This is a genomic window from Anaerohalosphaeraceae bacterium, from assembly GCA_037479115.1.
Lineage (GTDB): Bacteria > Planctomycetota > Phycisphaerae > Sedimentisphaerales > Anaerohalosphaeraceae > JAHDQI01.
In genome coordinates this window covers 38,165-61,254 of record JBBFLK010000019.1, presented here as the reverse complement: position 1 = coordinate 61,254, position 23,090 = coordinate 38,165, and the positions used below count along the sequence as shown (strand labels likewise).

Annotated in this window: 16 protein-coding genes; 9 read left to right on the top strand and 7 right to left on the bottom strand. The window is 55.9% G+C overall.

Annotated features, from left to right (window positions below; translation table 11 throughout):
* Positions 1–540 precede the first annotated feature (540 nt).
* Positions 541–1,026, bottom strand: a complete 486-nt coding sequence (locus tag WHS88_09650; protein ID MEJ5260441.1) for a ferritin family protein — start codon at positions 1,024–1,026, stop codon at positions 541–543.
* Between the two features lie 198 nt (positions 1,027–1,224).
* On the opposite strand from WHS88_09650, the gene cysC reads away from it, so the two are divergent.
* Genes cysC through WHS88_09630 form a run of 4 tightly spaced genes read left to right on the top strand, consistent with a single transcriptional unit; the run spans position 1,225 to position 5,254 of the window.
* Positions 1,225–1,755, top strand: coding sequence for an adenylyl-sulfate kinase (gene cysC, locus WHS88_09645; GenBank protein ID MEJ5260440.1), 531 nt, complete (start codon positions 1,225–1,227; stop codon positions 1,753–1,755).
* A gap of 6 nt (positions 1,756–1,761) precedes the next feature.
* The gene (cysD, locus tag WHS88_09640) at positions 1,762–2,646 is read left to right on the top strand and encodes a sulfate adenylyltransferase subunit CysD (protein MEJ5260439.1); all 885 of its coding nucleotides are present in this window, start codon (positions 1,762–1,764) and stop codon (positions 2,644–2,646) included.
* 18 nt (positions 2,647–2,664) lie between these two features.
* On the top strand, positions 2,665–4,467 hold the full coding sequence (locus WHS88_09635) for a GTP-binding protein (protein ID MEJ5260438.1): 1,803 nt from the start codon (positions 2,665–2,667) through the stop codon (positions 4,465–4,467).
* Between the two features lie 19 nt (positions 4,468–4,486).
* Positions 4,487–5,254, top strand: coding sequence for a 3'(2'),5'-bisphosphate nucleotidase CysQ (locus tag WHS88_09630; GenBank protein MEJ5260437.1), 768 nt, complete (start codon positions 4,487–4,489; stop codon positions 5,252–5,254).
* On the opposite strand, the gene WHS88_09625 is transcribed toward WHS88_09630, so the two are convergent.
* The 5 genes from WHS88_09625 to WHS88_09605 form a co-directional block, all read right to left on the bottom strand.
* Positions 5,251–6,732, bottom strand: coding sequence for a hypothetical protein (locus WHS88_09625; GenBank protein ID MEJ5260436.1), 1,482 nt, complete (start codon positions 6,730–6,732; stop codon positions 5,251–5,253). The two genes, WHS88_09630 and WHS88_09625, sit on opposite strands and share 4 nt — an antisense overlap.
* Positions 6,733–6,931: 199 nt before the next feature.
* Positions 6,932–7,996 carry a hydrogenase formation protein HypD gene (gene hypD / locus WHS88_09620; GenBank protein MEJ5260435.1) on the bottom strand — a complete coding sequence of 355 codons (1,065 nt, stop codon included), beginning with the start codon at positions 7,994–7,996 and terminating at the stop codon, positions 6,932–6,934.
* Positions 7,993–8,250, bottom strand: a complete 258-nt coding sequence (locus WHS88_09615; GenBank protein ID MEJ5260434.1) for a HypC/HybG/HupF family hydrogenase formation chaperone — start codon at positions 8,248–8,250, stop codon at positions 7,993–7,995. The genes hypD and WHS88_09615 overlap by 4 nt, the downstream gene beginning before the upstream one ends.
* Positions 8,251–8,265: 15 nt before the next feature.
* Positions 8,266–10,575 carry a carbamoyltransferase HypF gene (hypF, locus tag WHS88_09610; protein MEJ5260433.1) on the bottom strand — a complete coding sequence of 770 codons (2,310 nt, stop codon included), beginning with the start codon at positions 10,573–10,575 and terminating at the stop codon, positions 8,266–8,268.
* Positions 10,576–11,100: 525 nt separating this feature from the next.
* Positions 11,101–11,670, bottom strand: coding sequence for a hypothetical protein (locus tag WHS88_09605; protein MEJ5260432.1), 570 nt, complete (start codon positions 11,668–11,670; stop codon positions 11,101–11,103).
* Between the two features lie 1,206 nt (positions 11,671–12,876).
* Here WHS88_09605 and WHS88_09600 point away from each other — a divergent pair.
* The 3 genes from WHS88_09600 to mfd all read left to right on the top strand — a co-directional run bounded on the left by WHS88_09600 (position 12,877) and on the right by mfd (position 18,678).
* Positions 12,877–13,848 carry a hypothetical protein gene (locus WHS88_09600; GenBank protein MEJ5260431.1) on the top strand — a complete coding sequence of 324 codons (972 nt, stop codon included), beginning with the start codon at positions 12,877–12,879 and terminating at the stop codon, positions 13,846–13,848.
* A 783-nt stretch (positions 13,849–14,631) separates the two neighbouring features.
* On the top strand, positions 14,632–15,303 hold the full coding sequence (lexA, locus tag WHS88_09595) for a transcriptional repressor LexA (protein MEJ5260430.1): 672 nt from the start codon (positions 14,632–14,634) through the stop codon (positions 15,301–15,303).
* A gap of 78 nt (positions 15,304–15,381) precedes the next feature.
* Entirely contained in the window at positions 15,382–18,678 is a 3,297-nt protein-coding gene (mfd, locus tag WHS88_09590) for a transcription-repair coupling factor (protein MEJ5260429.1), read from the top strand.
* A gap of 12 nt (positions 18,679–18,690) precedes the next feature.
* On the opposite strand, the gene WHS88_09585 is transcribed toward mfd, so the two are convergent.
* Positions 18,691–21,120: a LamG-like jellyroll fold domain-containing protein gene (locus WHS88_09585; GenBank protein ID MEJ5260428.1), complete on the bottom strand. Its 2,430-nt coding sequence runs from the start codon at positions 21,118–21,120 to the stop codon at positions 18,691–18,693.
* A gap of 214 nt (positions 21,121–21,334) precedes the next feature.
* Here WHS88_09585 and WHS88_09580 point away from each other — a divergent pair, with 214 nt between their 5' ends.
* The gene (locus WHS88_09580; GenBank protein MEJ5260427.1) at positions 21,335–21,952 is read left to right on the top strand and encodes a hypothetical protein; all 618 of its coding nucleotides are present in this window, start codon (positions 21,335–21,337) and stop codon (positions 21,950–21,952) included.
* A gap of 23 nt (positions 21,953–21,975) precedes the next feature.
* Positions 21,976–23,067, top strand: a complete 1,092-nt coding sequence (locus WHS88_09575) for a redoxin domain-containing protein (GenBank protein ID MEJ5260426.1) — start codon at positions 21,976–21,978, stop codon at positions 23,065–23,067.
* The last annotated feature ends 23 nt before the right edge of the window (positions 23,068–23,090 follow it).

Sequence of the window (23,090 nt, the reverse complement as noted above, 5' to 3'; positions counted from 1 at the left end):
GCAAGTCTTGAATTTAGAAAATGCTAAAATTATTTTTTGGAAACGGCACTAGTGTAATTGATCCCGACCTGCTGTCAATTCACAACGAGGGCCGATGAGTATCTGCCGATTCAGACAGTGTAATTGATCCCGACCTGCTGTCAATTCACAACGCAGAAACTGATTGATGCGCTCTATGCCTCAGTGTAATTGATCCCGACCTGCTGTCAATTCACAACAATGTATTCCTGATGAGTTTCCTCCCACCGAGTGTAATTGATCCCGACCTGCTGTCAATTCACAACACTTGGCAAGCCACAACGTCAGTCAAATATATCTGGTGATGACGGGGGGGGGGACATCTATAAAGCGAATCCGATGCCGATTTTGTCTGTGCTGCTTTGCGAATAAAGAATTGTGCTCTATGCAGTCAAAAATCTGCATCTATTTTTGTTTGAACCAAAATCCAAATCTGTGAAATCCGCGCAATCTGTGGTTCTTTGTTTTGCCTTGAGCTGTGAAATCTGCGGTGAGCAAAAATGTGCTCTGCAAACTCTTCGGTCAATACTCCTCCTGATGAAAGAACTCTGCATTCTCCAGCCACTGTTTCGGCCGTGAGACCAGCTCAATCACATTCTCCAGCAGCTCGGCGTGCTTTTGTTCTTCCGCCGCCAGCCGCTCAAAAAGCTGCCTGGCCCGCGCCTGTTTCATTTCCGCCGCCCGCGCCAGATAAAACGCCCGGCTCTTCTCCTCAATCTCCAGCGCCTTGTGATACAAGTGAATCTGCTCCGTTTCCGTCACAAACGGCTCGCCCTTGTCCCGCATCTGTCGAAAAATCGTCCGCGCGTTTTTCAGCACATCCGCCCCAATCGGCTCCTCCGGCTCCTCAGCCGCCATCGCTCGAACGGCCTGCGCATGCTTGTCTTCCTCCTCCGCCAGCATCCTAAGAACACTCTGCACCGCTGGATTCGGAGATTTCCCAGCCAATTCCCGATAATATGCCGCCCCATCTTCTTCCATCCGGATTGCAAATTCATAGATAGACATCTTGTTCACTCCTCTGTGTAAAAGTCCTTTGTAAACGACTCTACTCTACCGGAAAGTCTCCCTTGTTTCAAAACTTATTTGCAATTACGCCGCACAAAGGTTGTCTGTTTCGGGCAAATATGGTACTTTTATTCCGATTTTCTGCCGTGCGGCAGAGTTATGCGAAAACGGGATACTGTGGAGGAAGAACCAATACAGATGCCTTTGCAGCCTGAAAAACCGGCTTTTGTCCTCTGGCTGACCGGTCTGAGCGGTTCCGGCAAGACTACCTTGGCCGACCGGATTGCCCAAATTCTCACGGCTCAGGGGCGAAAAGTCGAACGTCTGGACGGCGACACCCTCCGCAGTCTCTTCCCCAACACAGGGTTTGACCGAAAATCCCGCGATGAACACATCCGTCGAGTCGGCTGGGTCGCCAGCCGGCTCGAACACCACGGCGTTATCGTCATTGCCTCCTTTATCTCCCCTTACCGAGATTCCCGAGATTTCGTCCGTCGGATGTGCAAGCATTTCATCGAAGTGTATGTAAAGGCCTCGCTGGACGAATGCAAACGCCGCGATGTCAAGGGTTTATACCAAAAAGCCCAAGCCGGACAGATTCAGCAATTCACCGGCTTGGATGACCCTTATGAAGAACCCCAGAATCCGGAACTCGTCATCGATACCGAACACAATCCGATAGATGTATGTGTCGACCAAATAATGGCTTACATCAAACCGTACCTGTGAGAGTCTATGGCTGACCATCTCGACCAACTCGAAAACCTCAGCATTCACATCCTCCGGGAGGCCTACGCCAACTTCAAGAGTTTGTGTATGCTCTGGTCTGTCGGCAAGGACAGCACCGTTCTGCTTTGGCTGGCCCGCAAGGCCTTTCTGGGACATGTTCCGTTTCCGTTAGTCCATATCGACACCAGCTTTAAGATTCCGGAGATGATTGAGTACCGCGACCGTCTGACCCGCCAGTGGCATCTGGATATGATTTACGGCATCAACACGGAGGCCCTTGAAAGAAAAGAGACCTTCCCGGACGGCAAGGTGGACCGGCTCCGCTGCTGTAAACTCCTGAAAACAGAAGCGCTTAAGAATACGCTCAGCGGCGCCTGGCCCCGGTATCGGTTCAATCATTCTGCGGACCGCTATGAAGTGGACCCCAATCGGGAGCCGTTCACCGGTGTTATTGTGGGTTTGCGGGCTGATGAGGAGGGCTCCCGCTCTAAAGAACGCTATTTTTCCAAACGCGACCGCTTAAGCGAATGGGACATTGCCGACCAGCCGCCGGAGTTCTGGAACCAGTACAAAACGGATTTCGCCCCCGGCACCCATGTGCGGATTCATCCGCTGCTGGACTGGACGGAACTGAACATCTGGGAATACATCGAGCGGGAAAAGATTCCGACGGTTTCCCTGTACTATGACCAGGGAAACGGCAAGCGGTATCGCTCGCTCGGTTGCTGGCCGTGCACGTTTCCTATCAATTCCACAGCGAAGAATCCGAGGGAGATTATTGAAGAGCTGCGCAGCGGACAGCTGAAGAACATTGCGGAACGCAGCGGGCGTGCACAGGATGCCGAAGACGGCGGCGGACTGGAAACCCTCCGCCGGGAAGGATATATGTAAAAGGAGAAGAGCAGACGGATGAATCCTGCAGCCGATGAAAAAATGAATATCGTCGTAGCCGGCCATGTGGACCACGGCAAGAGCACCGTCATCGGACGTCTTCTGGCGGATACGGATTCTCTGCCGAAGGGCAAACTGGAACAGATTCAGGAGCTGTGCCGTCGGACCAGCCGGCCTTTTGAATACGCCTTTCTGCTGGATGCGCTCAAGGACGAACAGGCGCAGGGGATTACCATTGATTCCGCCCGCATCTTCTTCAAATCCGCCAAACGGCACTATTTGATTCTCGATGCACCGGGGCATATCGAGTTCCTGCGAAATATGGTGACCGGGGCTTCGCATGCGGAGGCGGCTCTGCTGGTGATTGATGCCGCCGAAGGCGTTCGGGAAAATTCCCGTCGGCACGGCTATATGCTGTCTATGCTCGGCGTTCATCAAATCGCCGTTCTGGTTAACAAAATGGATTTGGCCGGATGGAGCCGCGATGCTTTCGAAAAGATTGCAGACGAGTACAAACACTTTCTGCAGGAAATCGGTCTGTCGGCGTCTTTCATTCCGGTCAGCGGAATGGCCGGAGACAATATCGCCCGCCGCAGCGAGCGGATGGCCTGGTATGATGGGCCGACGGTGCTGGAGGCCCTCGACGCCTTTATCAAAGAGCCGCTGCCGGTTGATAAACCGTTCCGAATGCCCGTGCAGGATGTGTACAAATTTACATCGGCCGGCGATCAGCGCCGCATCGTCGTCGGAACCGTGGAAACCGGTGCCGTTCGCACCGGCGATGAGCTGATTTTTTATCCGTCCGGCAAAAAGAGCCGTGTCAAGACGCTCGAACGATTCGGTTCGCCGCCTCCGCAGGTCTATGAAGCCGGTCAGGCCGCCGCCTTTACGCTCGAAGAGCAGATTTATCTGACGCGCGGTCAAATCGCCGCCCGCGCCGGCGAACCGGCTCCCGAAATCGGACGGCGCTTTCAGGTTCATCTGTTCTGGATGGGCAAGGAGCCGCTGCGAACAGGGAAAGACTATCTGCTCAAGGTCGGCACGGCCAAACAGCCGATGCGTGTTGAAGCAGTTCTTTCCGTAATGGATGCCTCCGATTTGCGGATGAAAAGCGGGCAGGATTTTGTCGGATACCACGATGTAGCGGACTGTATTCTGCAGACGGCGCGGGCGATTGCGTTTGATTTGTCCGACCGATTCCCCACCCTCAGCCGCTTTGTGATTGTCGATGAGTATGAAATTCGCGGCGGCGGACTGATTCGCAAAGTCCTGCCGGATGCCGAAGAACCGCTTCGCCAGCGCGTGATGCAGCGAAACCTCAAGTGGGCGATGAGCACCCTCAGCCGCGAACAGCGCTGGGAACGCTACAGCCAGAAGGCCGCTTTGGTTTTGATTACCGGCCGCAAAAATGTCGGCAAAAAAACCCTGGCTCGGGCTCTCGAACGAAAACTGTTTGCCGAAGGCAAACTGGTGTACTTTATGGGAATCGCCAATGTACTCTATGGGGTCGATGCCGACATCAAGACGCCCGGCCCGGATACGTCTCATCGTCCGGAACACCTGCGGCGGCTCGGCGAGGTGGCCAACCTGATGCTCGATGCCGGAATGATTCTGATTGTCACAGCGATCGGCCTGACGCAGAGTGATTTGGAGATTATTCGGGCCGCCGTGGACAGTGATTTGATTGAGGTGGTCTGGCTCGGTCCGGATATGACCGATATTCAGGCCGATTTGCAGATTGACAATCCGGATAATCCGGACGAGGCCGCCGCTCAGGTCAAGCGGCTCCTGCAGCAGAAGGGGATTATCTTCAGTGTGTGAGCAAAGGGAAGGGCGGCCGATGGATGCTGATTTGCAGCGGATTGAACGGGCCCTGCTGGCCGCCCGGGAAGCAGCGGCGCGTTTTACGCCCGGGCGAATCGCTTCGGAAAAGAAGGCCGGCGGCGACCCCGTCACGCAAGCCGACCTGTTGCTGGATAAGGTCTTAAAAGAGGCCCTGCTGGGGCCGTCGGAAGGGTGGCTTTCCGAAGAAACCGCCGACGACTTAAGCCGGCTGGGGAAAAAACGGGTCTGGATTGTGGACCCGCTGGACGGCACGCGGGAGTTTATCGAGGGCATTCCTGAATGGTGTATTTCGGTTGCGCTGGTGGAGGAGGGCTGCCCGACGGCGGCGGGCATCTGCAATCCAGCGGCCGGACAGATGTTTCTGGGCAGCCGGCTGTATGGGCTGACGCTCAACGGGCAGCCGGTGCGGGTCAGTCAAAAAGCGGACCTGAAAGGGGCCAGGATTTTGGCCAGCCGCAGCGAAGTCAGACGCGGAGAATGGAAACGGTTTGAGGGAGCCGGATTTGAGATTGTTCCGATGGGTTCCGTGGCATATAAACTGGCTCTGGTGGCTGCCGGGCTGGCGGATGGAATGTTTACCCTGGTGCCCAAGAATGAATGGGATGTAGCGGCCGGCGTCTGCCTTGTGGAAGCCGCCGGCGGCCGATGGGAGGCCGACGAACAACGACGGCCGTTCAATCAGCCCAATCCTCTCCTGAACGGCCTCTGGGCGGCCAATCCTCGGCTGCTGGAGCTTTTGCGGAACATCTCCCTGCGGCCTTAATCCGCCGCACGCCTGATTTGCAGATTCGCATCCGCCGGCCGTCCGGGAACCAGCTCGATGGAGGCGCTTCTGAGAATCACGCTGAAGAGGCATTTGTCCAGGTCAATCCGGCAGGTAATCAGTCCGCCTTCCGGGACCGGGATATTGCTGCAGGTATAGACGTTTCCTCTTCCGATTTGAAAGCTGCCCTGCGGAATCGTAAACACCTGCCGCCCCCAGATGACGGTAACCGGCAGGACCCTCAGGTCTGTCCCGGCCACATCCGCGACCGCAATTTCCCCGGTGATGCTCAGCTGGTCGGTGCCGGCGGTTCTGCCCTTTACGGCGGCGGCCTTGCTGATGCGGAGCTCATCCCGATAATTGCGCATCAGCCGAATGGGAATCCGCCCGGAGCCGTTGATGATGGACTCATCGACTTCCCCCGTATAGGAAACGCTGCCGATGGTCAGGTTCAGCCGAATCGGAGAAGACAGACCGGTCAAATCCACGCGCGACAGTGTGAGTGAAAACGTCTGTGCCGAAAAATCAAACCGCAGGGAGGTAATGCCGCCGGGCTGATTGTTGGTCAGCCGTCGGGACCACGTAAACTGGTTGCGGACTTTGTCCCACGTAAACCCGCAGGATTCCGTATAGACCGTTTTGTCGTCCAATAGAGAAACGACAGACAACTCAATTCGCGGAACCCAGAACAGGTTGGGAGCCCCTGTAAATTTTCCGCTGGCGGTCATGGTGTCTTGTCCGATGACGCTACCGGCCGTCACCTGACAGCGGCTTATCGTTAGGGTGCCCGCAGAGGGGTTATCCCGCTCCCAGTCGTCCGGTTCGGTTCCGTCCAGATAAATCCACCGTTTCAGTGCCTCGTCATAGGAATAAAGATTCGACATTGTAAAGGAAAAAGTCTGCCGTTCATAAGTCCCTAAAAAAGTCTGGGCGGTTATGTCGAGCGTAATTTGTGTAAAAGAGCAGATGCTTTCAAAGTCGATGCCGAATCCGAATCCGCCGCCGTTGCCGATATAGTCAATCAGCTCCAGCAGCGAAGAAGAAAGCGAAACTTTCGAACCGTTCGACAGCTTGATGATGCAGGGGTTTTTATAGACGGTCCATATCGACGAAGCCCGGTCGTTGACCTGGCTGAGCCGGCAGACCCATTTTCCGTTTACGACCGTACCTTTGAGCGGAACTCCGTAGCCCTGGAAGGCATTGCCGGACTCGGCCGTGTTTCCCTTCTGGACCCACTCGAGCGGATTATCGAGGAGATGAATGTAAAACCGCGGATTTTTGACAGGTACAATATCGTGAATGGTCAGGACGGCCTCGGTAATTACACTGCCGACCGGGATGGCGGCCTGCTGGCTGGAGATTCCCCATATCAGGTACTCACCGGGTTTCATCGTGTGCGGATAAGCCGCACGGCCCAGCAAAAGTCCCAACAATGCAAAAGCGGCAAGCGGAAACAGGTTTTGTTTTGACAGCTTCATTTTGGCTTCCGGTACGACTCACAAAGGATGTCGAACTGTTCGCCCCCAAAGTCGGAATTTGCCTTTCCTTCTAAAAAATACGAAATGTTGCGGAGGCGGTCAAAAGCAGAAAGGGCGGCGGAGAAAAAACCGTCCGATAAAATCTGCAAAAAGAGAGAGGTTTTTCAGGTGCGGCTGCTGAAAAATGAAAAAGAGCGTTTTATCGGCCTCTGTATTTATACCAGGCCGAACAGGCCCCTTCCGTGGAGACCATGCAGGGACCGACAGGATGGTCCGGATTACAGGTTTTAGCAAACAGCGGACAGGAGGGCGGCTCAACCAGACCGCACAGAACACGGCCGCACAGGCATCCGGCGGGTTCCGGGGAATCCAGAGGGGTTATGTCTAATCTTTTCGCGGCGTCGAATTGTTCATATTGTTTCTTTAGTCGAAGCGTGCCGCCCGGGATGCGGCCCAGCCCTCGCCAGGGGCCGTCCCACGGTTCAAAAAACTCCTCCAGCAGCTTCAGGGCGATTTCATTTCCGGCGGGACGCACGGCGGCCTGATACACCGACTCTACACAGGCACGGCCGGAGCTGATTTGTTCGCAGATTCGGGCAATGCCTTCGAGCATCTGCATCGGTTCAAAGCCCGCTACCACGCAGGGCCGATGATACATCTCTGCAATGGGCCGATACGCATCCGAGCCGATGATGACGCTCACATGCCCGGGACACAAAAACGCATCAATTTTGTCATTGCGTCCTTCGAGGAGCGCCTTCATGGCGGGGATGACGAGTTTGTGTGCACAGAGAATCGTAAAATTGCGGATTCCCTCCGCCAGCGCCTGCTGCAGAACGACGGCCGTAGCCGGAGCCGTCGTTTCAAAACCGACGGCGGCAAACACAACGAGTTTATCCGGATTTTTTCGGGCGGCGTCCAATGCATCATCCGTACTCAGGACAACTCGGACATTCGGGCGATGAAGTTTTTCCAGGGAAGTCCGGCTGCCGGGCACGCGAATCATATCTCCGTAGGTGGTGATGAGAGTGTCGGGGCGTTTGGCCAATTCGAGCAGGGTGTCAATCGTTCCCTGGTCCGTTACGCAGACCGGACAGCCCGGCCCGGAAAGCAGACGAACTCCTTCCGGCAGAAGCGAGCGGATGCCGTGACGAAAGAGCGCCACGGTATGCGTGCCGCAGACCTCCATAATTTGAATCGACCTGCCGATTTTCTGAACGGCGTCCGTCAGCCGGTTTCTGATCAGCTCAATAGAAGGGTTCATTGTGTCCCCTCCGGCGGGCGGGCCTGCTGTTCCTGCTCCTGAAGACGGGCGATTTCTTCGAAGAGCTCCCAGGTCTTGCGGGCCTCTTCTTCTTCGACTTTGGTGATGGCATAGCCGGCATGCACCAGAACAATGTCCCCCAGCCCCACCTCCGGTGTCAGCGTGGTGCGGATGGCCCAGCGCGTGCCCATCGCATCCACGACGGCCCGGTCGCCTTCCATCTGAACGATTTTGGCTGGTACAGCTAAACACATCTGTGTCTGTCCTTTTTAACCTGTTTCGAGCAGCGCGGCGGCAATGGCGGCCTGGCCGAGGGCGATTCCGCCGTCATTGGCGGGCACCTTTCGTTTCCAGAGTACACAAAAACCGTCTTCTTTCAAGAACTGAATTAATTGATTGGACAAAAAGCGGTTGCAGAAAACCCCGCCGCTGAGTGCGATTTTTTGCAGGCCCGTCCGCTCACGCGCCTTTTTCGCCATTTCAAGCAGGGCCGCAGCGACGGTATTGTGAAATCGAGCGGCCAGAACCGGAACAGGCGTCTCCCGCGCCGCGTCCTCGGCCATCTCGAGAAATATCGGTCGTGGATTCCACACCAGCGGCGGCTCAGGCGGGCTGTCTATCTGAACGGTATAAACACCTGTTTCCGTCGGGTCGGCGACGGCCTCCAGGGCCATCGGCAGCTGGGCCTCGAAGGTATTCACAGTCCCCAACCCGAGCAGGGCCGCTGCCGCATCGAACATCCGACCCAGACTGGACGTCGGCACCGTTTGAAATCCTTTTTGAATCTGTGCAATGAGCACCTCACGTTTTTTCCGGTCCGGTTCCAGCCGCTCTAAGATGGGGTCAAACCGGGACGGAATCTGCGGCCCCAGCAGTCCCACCAGCGGACGAATGGCCTGTCGGGCCGCCGCATCTCCGCCTGCCAGCGGAAAATAAGCCGCGTGGGCAAACCGCTCGAACTGCAGCTGCGAGGCAATCAGGCACTCGCAGCCCCAGACCGCTCCGTCCGTGCCGCAGCCCGTCCCGTCGGCAGCCAGCCCGATGACCCGCTCGTCAATTTCCATCTGGTATTCCGCCAGCACGGAGGCGATATGCGCCCAGTGATGCTGGACGGCAAAGAACCGCTCCGCCGGCAGCGAGCGGGCGAACTGAGAGGACAAATACCCCGGGTGCAGGTCGCAGACGACGACCTTCGGCTCCGCCTCAAACAGCGACTGCAGCTGCTGAACCGCCCGAAGATAGTGCCGATACGACTTGCCCTCCGCCAAATCGCCGATGTGCTCACTGAGCAGGTATTGATTGCCTTTGACAAAGCAGAAGGTGTTTTTTAAGTCCGCACCGGCCGCAAAGATTTCCTTCTTTGCTGGACGAATCCTTCGCAGCGGCGTCGGCACATATCCGCGGGCTCGCCGCAGAAAAGCCGGCCCGCCGTCCACCCAGTGCAGGACTGAATCATCAATCGGGCGAAAAATATCGCGATTGTGCAGCAGAAAGGCATCGGCGACCTCCGCCAGCTCCGTCAGGGCCTGCTGGTTTTCATAAAGCAGCGGCTCTTCGCTGAAGTTGGCGCTGGTCATCACCAGCCAAAGAATCCCCTCCTCCGCAAACAAAAGATGATGCACCGGTGCATAGGGCAGCATCAGTCCGAAGGTATTCGTCCCCGCCGCAACCGACGGCGCCAGCGGGTTGGGATTGCGTTTGGGCAGCAGCACAATCGGTGCCTGCGGGCTGGACAGGAGCCGGGCGGCCTGCTCGCTGATTTGGGCGCACAGCCGGGCCTCCTCGAGCGAACGCACCATCACCGCAAAGGGTTTTGCCTGACGGCGTTTTCGCTGCCGCAGCCGCCGGACGGCCTCTTCATTGGACGCATCGACCGCCAGATGAAACCCGCCGACGCCTTTGACGGCAACAATCCCGCCGCTGCGGAGAATGTCCACTGCTTTTCGAACGGCTGCGTCCGATTCGCGGCAAAGCACCTGTCCTCGGCTGTCTGTCAGCTCCAGAGACGGCCCGCAGGCCGCACAGGCGACCGGCTGGGCGTGAAACCGCCGGTCCGTCAGGTCTTCATACTGGCTCCGGCAGCGCGGGCACATCGCAAAGCGGTCCATCGTCGTCTGCGGCCGGTCATACGGGACATCTTTAATCAGTGTGTAACGAGGGCCGCACTGGGTGCAGGTGATAAAGGGATACCGATAGCGGAAATCCGACGGGTCAAACAATTCCTGAAGGCACTGCGGGCACACCGCCGTATCCGGTGTGATTTGACACTGCGGCGTCCCTTCCGTTCGGCTGGGCAGAATCTGGAAATCCGCCTCTGGCTCAACCGGGGCCAGTGGGGTAATCTGCATGCTTTCGAGCTGCATCAGGGGCGGCCAATCGGGACACAAAGAGGGATTCTTCAGCCAGCCAAGCAGGGGTTCGAGTTTCTCCGGCGGCCCCTGAACCTCCAGCGTGATTCCCGCCCGGTCGTTCAGGACAAACCCCGTCAGCCCCAGCTGTTTGGCTCGGCGGTAAAAGAACGGCCGTGCCCCCACCCCCTGCACAACCCCTTCCAGTTTGATTTGCATCCGCTTCAGCACGAAAAACCTCCGGCCTTGAACAATAGCGGCAATGCGTTTTTCGGAAAAGAGAAAAGCCGGGTTTGGAACCGAAAAAAGAAATCAAAAAAAATCATTTTCCATTCGACGAAATGTCCGATAAATCTTCGTTTTTAATGAACTGTTAAGCGTTTTTGTGTTAAAAAAGAAATATCTTTACAAAATCTTAAAATCTTCTTGAAATACAAAGGCCCTCCGGATATAATCACGCTTATCATAGATGATGAATCCTGCAATGGGGGTAAGAAGATATGAAGCTCGGGATGATTCGGATTTGGTCAGCGGTTCAAAGGCAGCGGCCTCCGCCGGTAAAACAAAAGGAACCTTTGATTCTTTTCGGTGTTGCCTTTGTGGTGCTCTTATCAATAAAGATTCTGATTGAATGCGGGTTTTCGAAATGGTACAATCAAGCCAGAAAAAATTGCTGGGGCGTTCTATGCGGGGGCCACCGACCCCGGAACAGAAGGTTAGAAGTCTCTGTTCTCATTGGCCCCCGCTTTTTTTCTTTCACCTCTTTTTCCCTTTTGTTGCCTTTTTAGTCTTATCGGCTTTTTTTCGAGAGGCATCGTTTAGTTCGGGGCAAATTCTTTTACGATAATGAACAAGTAGCTGAATCGTCCGCAGGAGAGGAAGATTCTCGGGAACAGCTTTTTGAGAATAGCCGTTCCCCTTTTTTTGAAAAAACTTTATTGCGTCTTGGAAAATATTGCATACATCTATTACCTTTATTTTGTTCACAATTCTTCCTTTGGGGGTTTTATCGAAAACAACAATTTTTTTGATTGGCAGATTCTCGCCGAAAATCGTTCTTATATAATTTTCACCGTTAGAGAATTTCTTTTTACAATCCTCTTCTATTTTTTTTAGACCTGAACTTTTTATCCCGGTTTCTATGTGCAGCACGTGGGGGACTTCATTTTGTTGCTGGTTGTTTTGTTGCGTTCCGGGATGAAAAGCAATAATGTCCAATTCGGTTGCATAGCCCCCTTGTTTTCTTTTGCTTACTTTGATGTTTCGTCTGATAAGATAACCCTGATACTCATACCACTCTGCGACCAGTTGTTCGAGGTGATTCATTTGAACTGTCTCCTTTCTTGATTTTGAAATAAGAATATGGTTGTTGTGTGTGTTGTTTGCCGTAACGCCGCTGTGGCAGAGAGAGAATACAAAAGCATCTGTGGAGTCTGGGTTTATCCATGGTTCTACATCTGTGGAATCTGTGCGGTCTGTGGTTTCTGCCCGCGCGGCGGGCCTCAACCGTTTTCCAAAGAGCACAGGAATCTTTTGAAAGGTCGGCAGACGTCTCCTTGCCTCCTTCTGAACCGGTATCTTATAGAATATCCTCTTTCTGTGTCAACACCCTCCTTCTTTTTGACTTTTGGCTGGATTCTTCAGCGGTTTGCTGTGTTTCGAGGTTCGGATTTCGAATTTTTTTGTAAAGGGCGACAGTTCCGAAGTATGGATTCCCGCCTGCGCGGGAATGACCAATCAGGAACGGAATCGACAAGAAAGAACAGGAGGAACAAGCGACGCGTGCTTAATGTTTTTTCACCGTAATCGTTTTTGCTGTTCGATTTTTCGGATTTTGTGTTTCGAATTTCGAGATTCGGATTTCGATTTTTTTCTATCTGCCGGAGTCCGGCTGCTGGGGGCTTGGCACAGGTGTCCGGCTTTTCTTCATTCTTCCTTCCTAATTCTTCATTCCTGCGGAGTCCAGTCACTCCTTCGCTCTATTCTCCGGGGCATTCGAGTGAAGGACGAAAGCTGGCAGCATAGAATAGCCCCGCCCGCAAGGGCGGGGAAAAAGAGAATGAAAAACCCATCCCCATTTTCCCCGGGTTTATCGCCCGGGGCTATTTCTCCTGTCACTCCCGCGACTTGTTCTCCGAAGCTTTTAGCGAAGGAGAAAGGCGGGAGTCCAAAGTTTTTGTTGGATGTTCTTTTTCTCCACGCCCTCATCGGGCGTGGCTAATCCTGTTCCGCCCGCTGACACGGGCTCGACACCTCTACATCAGTCTCTCGTTTTTAGCCGGCCGCTTTTTCGAATTTCGGATTTCGGTTTTTCCTGTCTGCTGGAGTCCGGCTGCTGGGGGCTGGAATCTGGTTTCCGGCCGTTCTTCATTCTTCCTTCGTCATTCTTCCTTTCCGCACTCCGTGTCTATCCGTGGTTAAAAAAAACCTGCCGAATCCGCCCGCGGGGGTGCGTTCGCCGGGACGGGGGCAGCCGTCCTTTCTTGCTTTTTCTGTCGGCAGGATTATACTGCCTGAAAAAAACCGGGAGTGATGATGGCCTTTCTTGCAGGGATTGATGAAGCCGGCTATGGACCGCTGCTGGGGCCGCTGGTGGCGGCGACGGCGGTTTTTGAAGTGCCCGATGCGCTGCTGCGGGCGGATTTGTGGAAGGTGCTCGAGTCCGCCGTCAGCCGACAAAAGAAAGGACAGCGGGGACGGCTCCTCATCAACGACAGCAAAAAGGTCTATTCCCGTCAGGCAGGGCTTAAAGACCTCCTGCGAAGCGTGCTGGCCTCCCTGCTGGCAGGCGGCCTCGAATCGGTTCCCCAGACGACGGAAGAGGTTCTGAACGTTCTCTGTCCCGATTTTGCCCATCAGCGAGGTGAGTATCCCTGGCACACGAGGCCGACGGAAAAGGTATCCATCGATCCGGCGGACATTCGAATTGCCGGCGCTCTTTTCCGGCGGGTTCTGGAGGAGCAGGGGATGCGGTTCTGTTTTCTGCAGGCCCGGTGTCTGGAGGTGGCCGAATACAATCGCCAAATCGGTTTGGTCAAAAACAAGGCCCGTGTTTTGTTTGGTCAGCTGTGCTGTCTGATTGACACGGTGTTTCAAAAAAGCCGTTCCTCCGGCAAGGTCGTTCAGTTTCTGATTGACCGGCAGGGCGGACGTCTGCGGTACCGCTCCGAGCTTCAGCGCATGTTTCCGCAGATGGAATTGACTATTCTGAAGGAGAGCGACGAGCTGAGCAGTTATCAGCTCCGGTCGGAGGAAGGGACGATGCGGCTGCATTTTACGGCCGGGGCGGATGAAAAATATCTGCCGGTCAGTCTGGCTTCTATGGCGGCCAAATTGGTTCGAGAACTGATGATGGATAATATAAATGCCTATTTTTCAGAGATTTGCGGCCAGATTCGCCCGACAGCCGGATATTGGCAGGACGGTCAGCGATATCTTTTGGAATTGACCAAATATTTGGGGGAAAGCGGCGTGGATAAGCGTCTTTTGGTCAGGGTGCGTTAAAAAAATGCTTTCCGTGCACTTGCCTATTTTGTAAGTCTATGGAAATCTGGGATTTATATTAAGCAAGAAAACGCATTAAAATAGACAGAATTCGTTGTTTTTCCTGTCTCATTTTCAGCATTTTTCTGGATGGATTTTATTTTTTTGTGATTTTTTCACTTTTTTTCAAGGAATGGCTTGACAAATTTTTCTCTGGGGCGTATAAGAAGGTAGTAAAAGTTCTTTGATAGATTCGTTTTTGGGATTAATAACGAAAGCTCCTTCTGCCGCCCGTACGTTCAAGTAGCCCTGGGAAGTTCACCGACTTCCTCCTCCTTCTGCGAAGTACGGGCGGTTTTTTTGTTGCCGGATTATGCCGCAAAATTTTCTCCCTTCCCTAACCGGCATTTATACAGACAGTTAAGACGATTTTTTCTGTTTGTTCGGTTTTTGTTCGGGTTTTAGGCCGCTCTTTGCCGATATAAAGCAGACCTGAACATGTTGGTTAGGAGAAGCGGGACATGGAAGTCAAACGATTGGATGATTCGCAGATTCCGGTGTGCAAATTCGGTCCGGGCGGGGATTTTGTTGTGGAATGGCCCGCACCTTGTGCTCCGGCGGCCTCTGAATCAGAACCCCTGACAAACCCGATTGGGAAAGTGCTGGCCCTGCTGAACCGTCTGCTCGGCTCTCCGCTGGACGGCAAATTGATGGAAGAGTTGGCTCGGGAGGCAGCCCTGCCGCTTTCGGCATTTCCGCCGGCCCTGCAGCAGTCCGGATGCACATTTGAGGAGAAACGTTCCGATGAGCAGAATGGAGATGTCTGGGATTACACCCCGGCAGCTCGACGTACTTCGAGCGGCGGCGGAGTTTCAGGACAGACATGGTTATTCGGCGACGATTGCCGAGTTATCCGAAAGACTTCACGCAAGCCGGCCCACCGTTCACGAGCATCTGGCAGCCCTCGCCGCCGCCAAACTCATCGTACGAACCGCAGCCGGGAAGGCACGCTCTTTACGCTTGACCGAACGGGGTCGGCAGCTTCTCGCGCGGGTTCGGCAGCCTGAAGCGGCGGAAGCCGCATCCCGGGGTTGTCTGGACGAAACGTCGTCGATTCCTCTGGCAGGGGCGGTCTGTGCCGGATACGGGATTGAACCGAGCGAACAGGATGACCGGCTGGGCTTGAAGGAATTGTTCGGCAGAACAGAGGACCTGTTTGCCCTGCAGGTGAAGGGGTCGAGCATGGTTAATGCCGGCATTCAGGATGGGGATTATGTGATTTGCCGCCGGCAGTCTGTTGCGGAAAACGGTCAGGTGGTTGCGGCCCTGGTTGACGGCGAGCGGGCGGTTTTGAAACGGTTTTTCCTCGAGCCCTCCGCCGTGCGGCTGAATGCGGAAAACGACGCCTTTGAACCGATTTATTCGAGAGACTGCCGCATCGAAGGAGTGGTTGTCGGAGTGATTCGGCGGCTGTAAAACGGCCTGCTGAAAGGTGAACATCGCCGAATTTCTGCGTATATTCTTTTCGGATACAGGGTGTTGATGACTGCCTGAATGAGAGACGGCTCTTGTTCCGGCACTCATCAATCGATGGATTTAGGCAAAGACAAAACGGTTCAGCAGCTGCTCGGGCGGCTGCGGGGCACAAACCCATCTGCCCCCCCGATAGCGGTCGAGGGGACGTGGGGGTCTTTTGCGCGCCTGCTGGCCGCCTATACCCATCAGCAGTTGCAGCGTCCTGTTCTGTTTGTCAGCGCCCATATCGACGATGCGGATGATGCGGGGGATGACCTGGAGGTCTTCAGCGGCCGGACGGTGGAGACCCTGCCGGTTTGGGAAAGTCCGCAGGCGGCGCTGGATGCAGCGGATGAAATCGGTGCGCAGCGGGTCCGATTGGCCCTGAATCTGGCCCGACAGCGCCGCAGCGGTCTCAGGCGGCCGTTTCTGTTAAGTGCCTCCATTCAGGCGCTGATGCAGCCGGTTCCCTCCGCAGACAGTCTGCTGGGGGGCGGCCTGATGCTTCAGGTAGGGGGGCAGTATGACATCGAAAACCTTGCCGCAAAACTGCTCGAGTGGGGATTCGAGCCGGTCGAGCAGGTGGATATCCCCGGCCAGTTTGCCCGCCGCGGCGGGATTCTGGATATTTACGCTGCCGCGGCTGTCAGCGAACAGTCGCAGGAGGCCTCAGCGGCAGAGCCGATTCGAATCGAATTCTTCGGCGATGAAATCGAAAGCATCCGCACGATTGATTTGGATACGCAGCGTTCCGGACGCTCCCTGAAATGGGTTCAGATTGTCAATCCCCCCGCTCAGCAGACTTTTGAACAGTCCGAACTCTTCTTCAATCTTCTTCCGGAGGAGACGATTGTCTTCCTCGAAGAGCCGCTGGAGCTGGCGGAGGTGGCGGAGGTCTTTTTGTCTCGCCTGGAAGACCCGCGGGGATTGTACCCCTGGGAATCGATTTACCGGGCGGTCCGCCGGTTTTCGACTGTGGAAATCAGCCGTTTCGGGGGCGGGGCGGAGGCCCTGCGGCTGGATGTCGGCAGCATTCAGGAGCTGGAGCATCGGCAGGCGGGTACCTGGAAGGATCACAAACAGACCTTGGCGGCGCTGCTGGAGAAAGCCCGGGATTATGACGTGTTTCTGTATTGTGAGAATCACGCAGAGATTCAGCGGACAAAGGAGATTCTTCAGGAAGAAGGCCGGACCATTCCTTCATCGTTTCATCTGGAGCTGGGGACGGTTCATCAGGGCTTCTGCATTCGTTCTCTGAGTGTGATTGTCGTATCGCATCATGAACTGTTCGGCCGTTCCCTGATGCGCCGGCGCGTCCGGGCGATCCGCACGGCTTCGCCTGTGGACAGTCTGCTGGATTTGACCAAAGGCGATATTGTCGTGCATGTGTCCTACGGCATCGGCAAGTTTGTGGGGATGGAGTCGATTCCGATGCACGGACAGATGCAGGAATATCTGACGCTCGAGTACGCCGACAAGGTCAAGATTCATGTGCCGGTTTCGCAGATTCATCTGGTGCACAAGTTTGTCGGGACGATGCCCACGCGGCCGCCCCTGTCCAAAATCGGCACCAAGAAATGGGAGCAGCAGAAACAGCGCGTGGCCCAGCATGTGCAGGAGCTGGCGGAGGAGCTGCTTGAGATTCAGGCCAAGCGCCAGCAGATGGGCGGGTTTGCCTTCGGGCCGGATACGCACTGGCAGAAGGAGTTTGAAGAGGCCTTTGCTTATGAGGAAACGCCGGACCAGCTGAAGGCGGCGGAGGAAATCAAGCGGGATATGGAAGCGCCGGTGCCGATGGACCGCCTGCTGTGCGGCGATGTCGGCTACGGCAAGACGGAACTGGCGATGCGGGCGGCGTTTAAGGCGGTCTGTGCGGGCAAGCAGGTGGCGGTGCTGGTGCCGACGACGGTGCTGTCGGTGCAGCACGGCCGAACGTTTGCCGAGCGGTTTGCGGATTTTCCCGTGAGCATTGCGGTGCTGAACCGGTTTACCCCGCCGGCCCAGGTTCGGCAGATTCTGTCGGATGCCCGGCAGGGGCGGCTGGATATTCTGATTGGGACGCATCGGCTTCTGTCGGATGATGTGGGGTTTCACGACCTCGGGCTGCTGATTATCGATGAAGAGCAGCGGTTCGGCGTCGAGCACAAAGAGCGGCTCAAGCGGTTTCGGGTCAATGTGGATATTCTGACGCTGACGGCCACGCCGATTCCGCGTACGCTGCATATGTCCCTGCTGGGGCTGCGGGATATCAGCTCGCTGGCGACGCCGCCGCTGGACCGGCGCAGCGTTGTCACGCATGTATGCCGCTTTGACCCGGAAACCATTCGCAAAGCGATTCTGTTTGAAATCGCGCGGGATGGTCAGGTTTTTTATCTGTACAACCGGGTGCAGACGATTGAACAGGAGGCGGCGCGGGTGCGGGCGATTCTGAATGACCCGAAGATTGCGGTGGATGTCGTGCACGGGCAGATGTCCAAGCATCATCTGGAAGATGCGATGATTCGCTTTGTGACCGGCCGGACCCAGGTGCTGGTGTGCTCGACGATTATTGAGGCCGGGCTGGATATTCCGAATGCCAACACGCTGATTGTCCGGGATGCGGACCGTTTCGGTCTGGCGCAGCTGCATCAGCTGCGGGGACGGGTCGGACGGTACAAGCACCGGGCCTATGCCTATCTGCTCCTGCCGGAAAACCGTCCGGTCAGCCCGCTGGCGGCGCGGCGGCTGAAGGCCATCGAGGATTTTTCGCAGCTGGGGGCCGGATTTCGAATCGCCCTGCGGGATTTGGAGATACGAGGGGCGGGCAATCTGCTCGGGCCGGAGCAGTCCGGACATATTCATACGGTCGGTTATGAGATGTATTGTCGGCTGCTGGCGGATGCCGTCCGGCGGCTCAAAAAAGAACCGCTGGTTCAGCCGCCGGAAACGGTGATGGATTTGGGATTTGCACCGGTGATTCCCAAGTCCTATATTGCCTCCGACCGGCAGCGGATGGAGGTCTATCGCCGGCTCGGCCAGGCGTGTACGCCGGATGATATCGAACAGCTTCGGGAAGAGTTGCGGGATATCTTCGGGCCGATTCCGCCGAAGGTTCAGCAGGTGCTCGAGTCGGCGGAAATTCGAATCCTGGCGCAGCGGCACGGACTCAAAAGCATTTTGCTTCAGGAGTCGGATTTGATTTTTCGTTTTTCTGAGGATGCCAAGCCGGCGGACTTATTCGCTCGGGCTCCCGGACGGGTGACCATTCCCGACCCGAAGACAGTCTATCTGCGTCTGGACAAAACATATCTGGAGCCCTCGACATTGCTGGCGATTCTTCGGAAGATGCTTCGGTGAAGCCCCTGCCGATTAGAGCCATCGCTGGGCCAATTCCGCCAAATCTTTCAACGTAATGCTTCCGTCTCCGCTCAAATCGCGGCTCAGGCAGTCTGGCTGGGCATTGCAGAACGGCGGCGTCGACAGCCACCAGGCGGCCAGGCCTGCCAGGTCGGGCAAACTCATCGTTTGTTTGGCCAGATTCGCCACTGCGGAAGCCGACAGGGCGTAGGGGTAGATTCGCAGGTCATCGATGCGGCCCTGGAAGAGCGGGTCGGCGCTGAACTGGCTTTTGCCGACATACAAAAGGGTGGCTTTCAGGTCGGATGGATTCAGGGTAAAGCCGACATTTGTCGACGCCGGCGAACCGTTGACATAAAGCGTTCCGGTGTTTCCTTTCAGCGTGACGGCCAGGTGCACCCATTGATTGACCGCTAACTGGGGGGCATCAATTCGCTGTTCGAGCGAGTTGCCCGCTGTTGTGGCGGCAAAGCGGAGCGTGTTGCTGCCGGAGCGCGGCGTCAGGAACATATACGTGCCGGTTCCGGTGCCGAAGTCGAAGATGCGCTGCCATTGATTCCCGCCGGTCCAATAGACCCAGGCCGCAATCGTGATGTCTTCCGTATTGGCCAGGGCGGCCGGCAGGGTCAGGAAATCATCGACGCCGTCCAGCACGAGGCATCGTCCCACGCGGCCGTTTGTATAGGCCGGACTGCCGGTGGCGGCGGCGTGGAAGGTGCCGAAGCTGTCCTGCGTATTGTTTTCAAAGCGGTAATGGGCGGAGAGGTGATTGCTGTACACCCGGATGCGAATGGTGGTCTGGTCGCTGGCGCCGGCAGGATCGGTGACGCGAACTACAAACGCATTGTCGCCTGCATCGGAGGCGGACGGCGTGCCGGACAGGGTGCCGTTGGAGGCGACCGTCAGCCAGGCGGGACCGCCGATTTTGCTGAACGTCAGAGAATCATTGTCTGCATCAGACGCAAAGGCTGCCAGTGTTTGACCGGTGTAGGCGATGCCTTCGGCGGCGTCCGGCAGAATGATTGGGTCGCCGGCGAACATCGGCGGATTGTTCGTGCTGCCGCCCCAGAGAGTCCAGATTTCCGCCCCGGAAAGGGCATAACTGTAGATGCGGAAATCATCAATCCGTCCGCTGAACAGCGGGTCGGCGGCCCAGAGACTTTTGCCGATGTAGTTCAGGTTGGGCGAAAAGTCGATCGGGTCCAGCGTAATCGAGGCGGAGGAAGCGACGGCTCTGCCGTTTACATAGAGGGTGGCGGTATTTTCCCGAAGCACGACGGCCAGATGCGTCCATTGAGCGGTCGGCAGCTGGGACGTTTCAACAATCTGCTCGCTGCCTCCGTCTTTGATGGCAAAGCGGAGGGTGTTGCTGCCGGAGCGCGGCGTCAGGAAAAGATATTGAGCCGTGCTGGTGCCGAAGTCGAAAACCCGCTGCCACTGATTGCCGCCGTTCCAATACACCCAGGCGGCAACGGTCATATCGCGGGCATCCGCTACGCCGGCCGGCAAAGTCACAAAATCATCCACACCGTCCAGCACAATGGCTTGTCCGATGCGTCCGGCTGTGTAAACAGGGCTGCCGCTGGGGATGCCGTGATTGGTGCCGATGCTGTCGCTGCAGTTGTTTTCAAACGGCCAGTGTCCCGTAAACTGCTGAATCAGCAGGCGGGCCGGCCGGGAGGTGAGGGTGCCGGAGGCGACACAATAGTAGTTTCCCTGGTCGGATGCCTGTACGTTAGTGATTTGGAGCGTATCGGTGTTGGCTCCGGAAATCCGCCCGCCGTTGGTCAGCGGGGTCGGGTTTCCCTGCTTGTACCAGGCATAGCTGACAGCACGCGGGGCCTGAACGCGGAAGACAGCCGTTTCTCCCAGCGCTACCACCTGTCCGGCGGGTTCCTGAACAAAAGAGAGAAATCCCATATCCGCGATTAAAGCGGCGTCCATCCGAATGTGGCGGATTCGATTGGCAAAGCCGTCTTCGCTGTCATAGTTCAGACCGTACGGCCAATAATGCTGGCTGTCGCCGTTGAGCACGGCGCTGCTGCCGTCAAAAAGGCGGATTTGCCGGGAAGCGTGGGCACCGGTCCAGACGCCGCCGGAGAGATTCGCACTCCAGGCGGAGATGGTGCCGACGCCCAACGTATGGGAAATTTCGTGGAGGGCGACACGGGTATTGCGGGAGCCGCCGAAGGTGATGACGCCGTCAAAGTTGGCCTGAGCCGTAGGAACCCCGGCATTGTAGTAGATGTTTAAGTGTTTATTAAAGGAACCGTGTTTGTTGTAAAGCGCGACGGCCTCTGTGACGGCGGCTTCGATTTGGCTGCGGATGCCGGCATCGACCCCGCTTAAATTGAAGGTATAGGTGATATCGGCCTTCATCGAGGAGCTGACAAGGCACATACACAGAAACAGGACCCTCAGAGAAAACTTGCCGGAAGTCATAAAGACCTCGTGTGTATGGAGTTCATTTTTTATCGGATTTTATACCCCCATGAATTATCCTTATCATAAAACAGTTTATATCAAAACGGAGCGGGAATGTCAATCTTATTCCAGCGGCCCCGGAACCTCGTTTTTGCGGAACGAGCAGGTGCTTTCTTGACAGGGGGGCCCGTTTGCACTACGCTTCAGCAAATTTTTTTATCGGAGCGCTGGTGTGGCACAAGACGAACAGGTATTGGTGATTGAGCGGAGACAACTGGAGAAAGCGGGTCTTTTTCAGGGGGTTATGCCGGATGTGAAGCGGTATCTGCCGGTTCTGTTTGCGCCGGGAGCCGGCCGGTATCTGGTTCGCCGCGACGCCGAAAAAGACCCTTCTTATAAACAGATTATTCCCTATGTGGTGATGCGCTCCGACGGTCGCTATTTGACCTATGTTCGGGGCAAGCGGGCGGGTGAGACGCGCTTGGTGGAGAAACGCTCTATCGGCATCGGCGGACATATCAATCCGGCGGACGATATGGAGTTGTTTTCGCCGTATGATACATATTTGAATGCCGTGCATCGGGAGGTGGCTGAGGAGGTCCATGTGGAATCGCCCTACAAAGAGACAATCATTGGTTTGCTGAATGACGATTCCAACGAAGTCGGCCGTGTTCACCTTGGGATTGTGCACTTATGGGACCTGGAGACACCGGCGGTTCGTCGGCGGGAGCAGATGATTACGCAGATGGAGTTTCTGCCGCCGGAGACGCTTCGGACACTGCGAGACAGTATGGAAACCTGGTCGCAGCTGTGTCTGGATTATCTGCTGGAGGGGCTTTTGGAACGATGAGAAAGGCAGGAGTCGGAAAGGTTATGAACAGAGCGCAGGCGGTGTTGGTGATAGCGGGATTAGTCGTTTTCCTTCGGCCGACGGTTTATTCGGCCCAGGAGAAGGATTATGTGCCGCCGGCCCTGACGCCGCTGCCGTATCTCATTCGTGACCCGGCTGTGCGGAAAGAGCTGAAACTGACGGCCGAGCAGACCGCCCGTCTGGATGCCCTGTGCAGACGGATGGATGCGCATTTGTTTGTTCTTCGGGACCAGCCGCCCAATCCCACGGAGCCGGAGATGATTGAGCATGTCCGCGCCGTGGTGGAACTGATGAAGGAAACGGATGGCATTCTTCAGCCCCCTCAGCGGCTTCGCCTGCAGGAACTGGGGTTTCAGTTTGAGGGGGTCTATGCGATGTTCCGCCCGGCCCCGTCGGCTTATTTGCAGTTGACCAAAGAGCAGAAAAATCGGATGCAGGTTCTTCATCGTCAGTTTCTGCGCAATCAGGAGCAGCTGCGGATTCGTCTGGAGGAAAGCGGACGGCAGAACGAACTGCAGGAGCAAATGGAGCAGCTGCGGATTCGGTTTATGAATCAGTTTCTGCGGGTTCTCTCCGAAGGACAGGTGGTGATTTGGAATGAGATGCTCGGGGAGCCGTTTGATTTTTCTCAAACGCAGCCGCTTTCCTTTCAGGCCCCGGAACTGGAGGGCCTGACCGGCTGGATGAACAGCAAGCCCCTGACATTCCGGCAGCTGAGCGGGCGTGCGGTGCTTGTGATTTTCTGTTCACCGGAGCAGTGCTCTGCGGAAGATTTGGCGGCATACAAGGTCTGGGCCAGACAGTACAATCCTCAGGAAGTGGCCCTGATTGGAATTTTGGTGCCGCCGCTGCAGGCACAAAAGAACGGAATAGAACCGGCCTCCTGGGTCCAGAAAGAAGGGTTGACGTTTCCCGTGGCGCAGGACGCCAAACGGCTGACGGTCCGGGCCTGGGCCAATCCGGTGGTGCCGAGTCTTTATCTGGTTGATAAAAAAGGACGGGTGCGCTGGTGGTGGTATGGGCCGCTGCGGCAAAACAACCTCTCAGGCGACAAGTGGGTCGAAGAACGCATCGAGATTCTTCGTTCGGAATAACCGTCCGTTTTCAATCGGGTTGG

What these genes read in the sequence shown, in the direction of transcription:
- WHS88_09650 (MEJ5260441.1), bottom strand. Translation starts at nt 1,026, where the DNA reads ATGTCTATCTATGAATTTGCAATCCGGATGGAAGAAGATGGGGCGGCA.
- cysC (MEJ5260440.1), top strand. Translation starts at nt 1,225, where the DNA reads ATGCCTTTGCAGCCTGAAAAACCGGCTTTTGTCCTCTGGCTGACCGGT.
- cysD (MEJ5260439.1), top strand. Translation starts at nt 1,762, where the DNA reads ATGGCTGACCATCTCGACCAACTCGAAAACCTCAGCATTCACATCCTC.
- WHS88_09635 (MEJ5260438.1), top strand. Translation starts at nt 2,665, where the DNA reads ATGAATCCTGCAGCCGATGAAAAAATGAATATCGTCGTAGCCGGCCAT.
- WHS88_09630 (MEJ5260437.1), top strand. Translation starts at nt 4,487, where the DNA reads ATGGATGCTGATTTGCAGCGGATTGAACGGGCCCTGCTGGCCGCCCGG.
- WHS88_09625 (MEJ5260436.1), bottom strand. Translation starts at nt 6,732, where the DNA reads ATGAAGCTGTCAAAACAAAACCTGTTTCCGCTTGCCGCTTTTGCATTG.
- hypD (MEJ5260435.1), bottom strand. Translation starts at nt 7,996, where the DNA reads ATGAACCCTTCTATTGAGCTGATCAGAAACCGGCTGACGGACGCCGTT.
- WHS88_09615 (MEJ5260434.1), bottom strand. Translation starts at nt 8,250, where the DNA reads ATGTGTTTAGCTGTACCAGCCAAAATCGTTCAGATGGAAGGCGACCGG.
- WHS88_09605 (MEJ5260432.1), bottom strand. Translation starts at nt 11,670, where the DNA reads ATGAATCACCTCGAACAACTGGTCGCAGAGTGGTATGAGTATCAGGGT.
- WHS88_09600 (MEJ5260431.1), top strand. Translation starts at nt 12,877, where the DNA reads ATGATGGCCTTTCTTGCAGGGATTGATGAAGCCGGCTATGGACCGCTG.
- lexA (MEJ5260430.1), top strand. Translation starts at nt 14,632, where the DNA reads ATGAGCAGAATGGAGATGTCTGGGATTACACCCCGGCAGCTCGACGTA.
- mfd (MEJ5260429.1), top strand. Translation starts at nt 15,382, where the DNA reads ATGAGAGACGGCTCTTGTTCCGGCACTCATCAATCGATGGATTTAGGC.
- WHS88_09585 (MEJ5260428.1), bottom strand. Translation starts at nt 21,120, where the DNA reads ATGACTTCCGGCAAGTTTTCTCTGAGGGTCCTGTTTCTGTGTATGTGC.
- WHS88_09575 (MEJ5260426.1), top strand. Translation starts at nt 21,976, where the DNA reads ATGAACAGAGCGCAGGCGGTGTTGGTGATAGCGGGATTAGTCGTTTTC.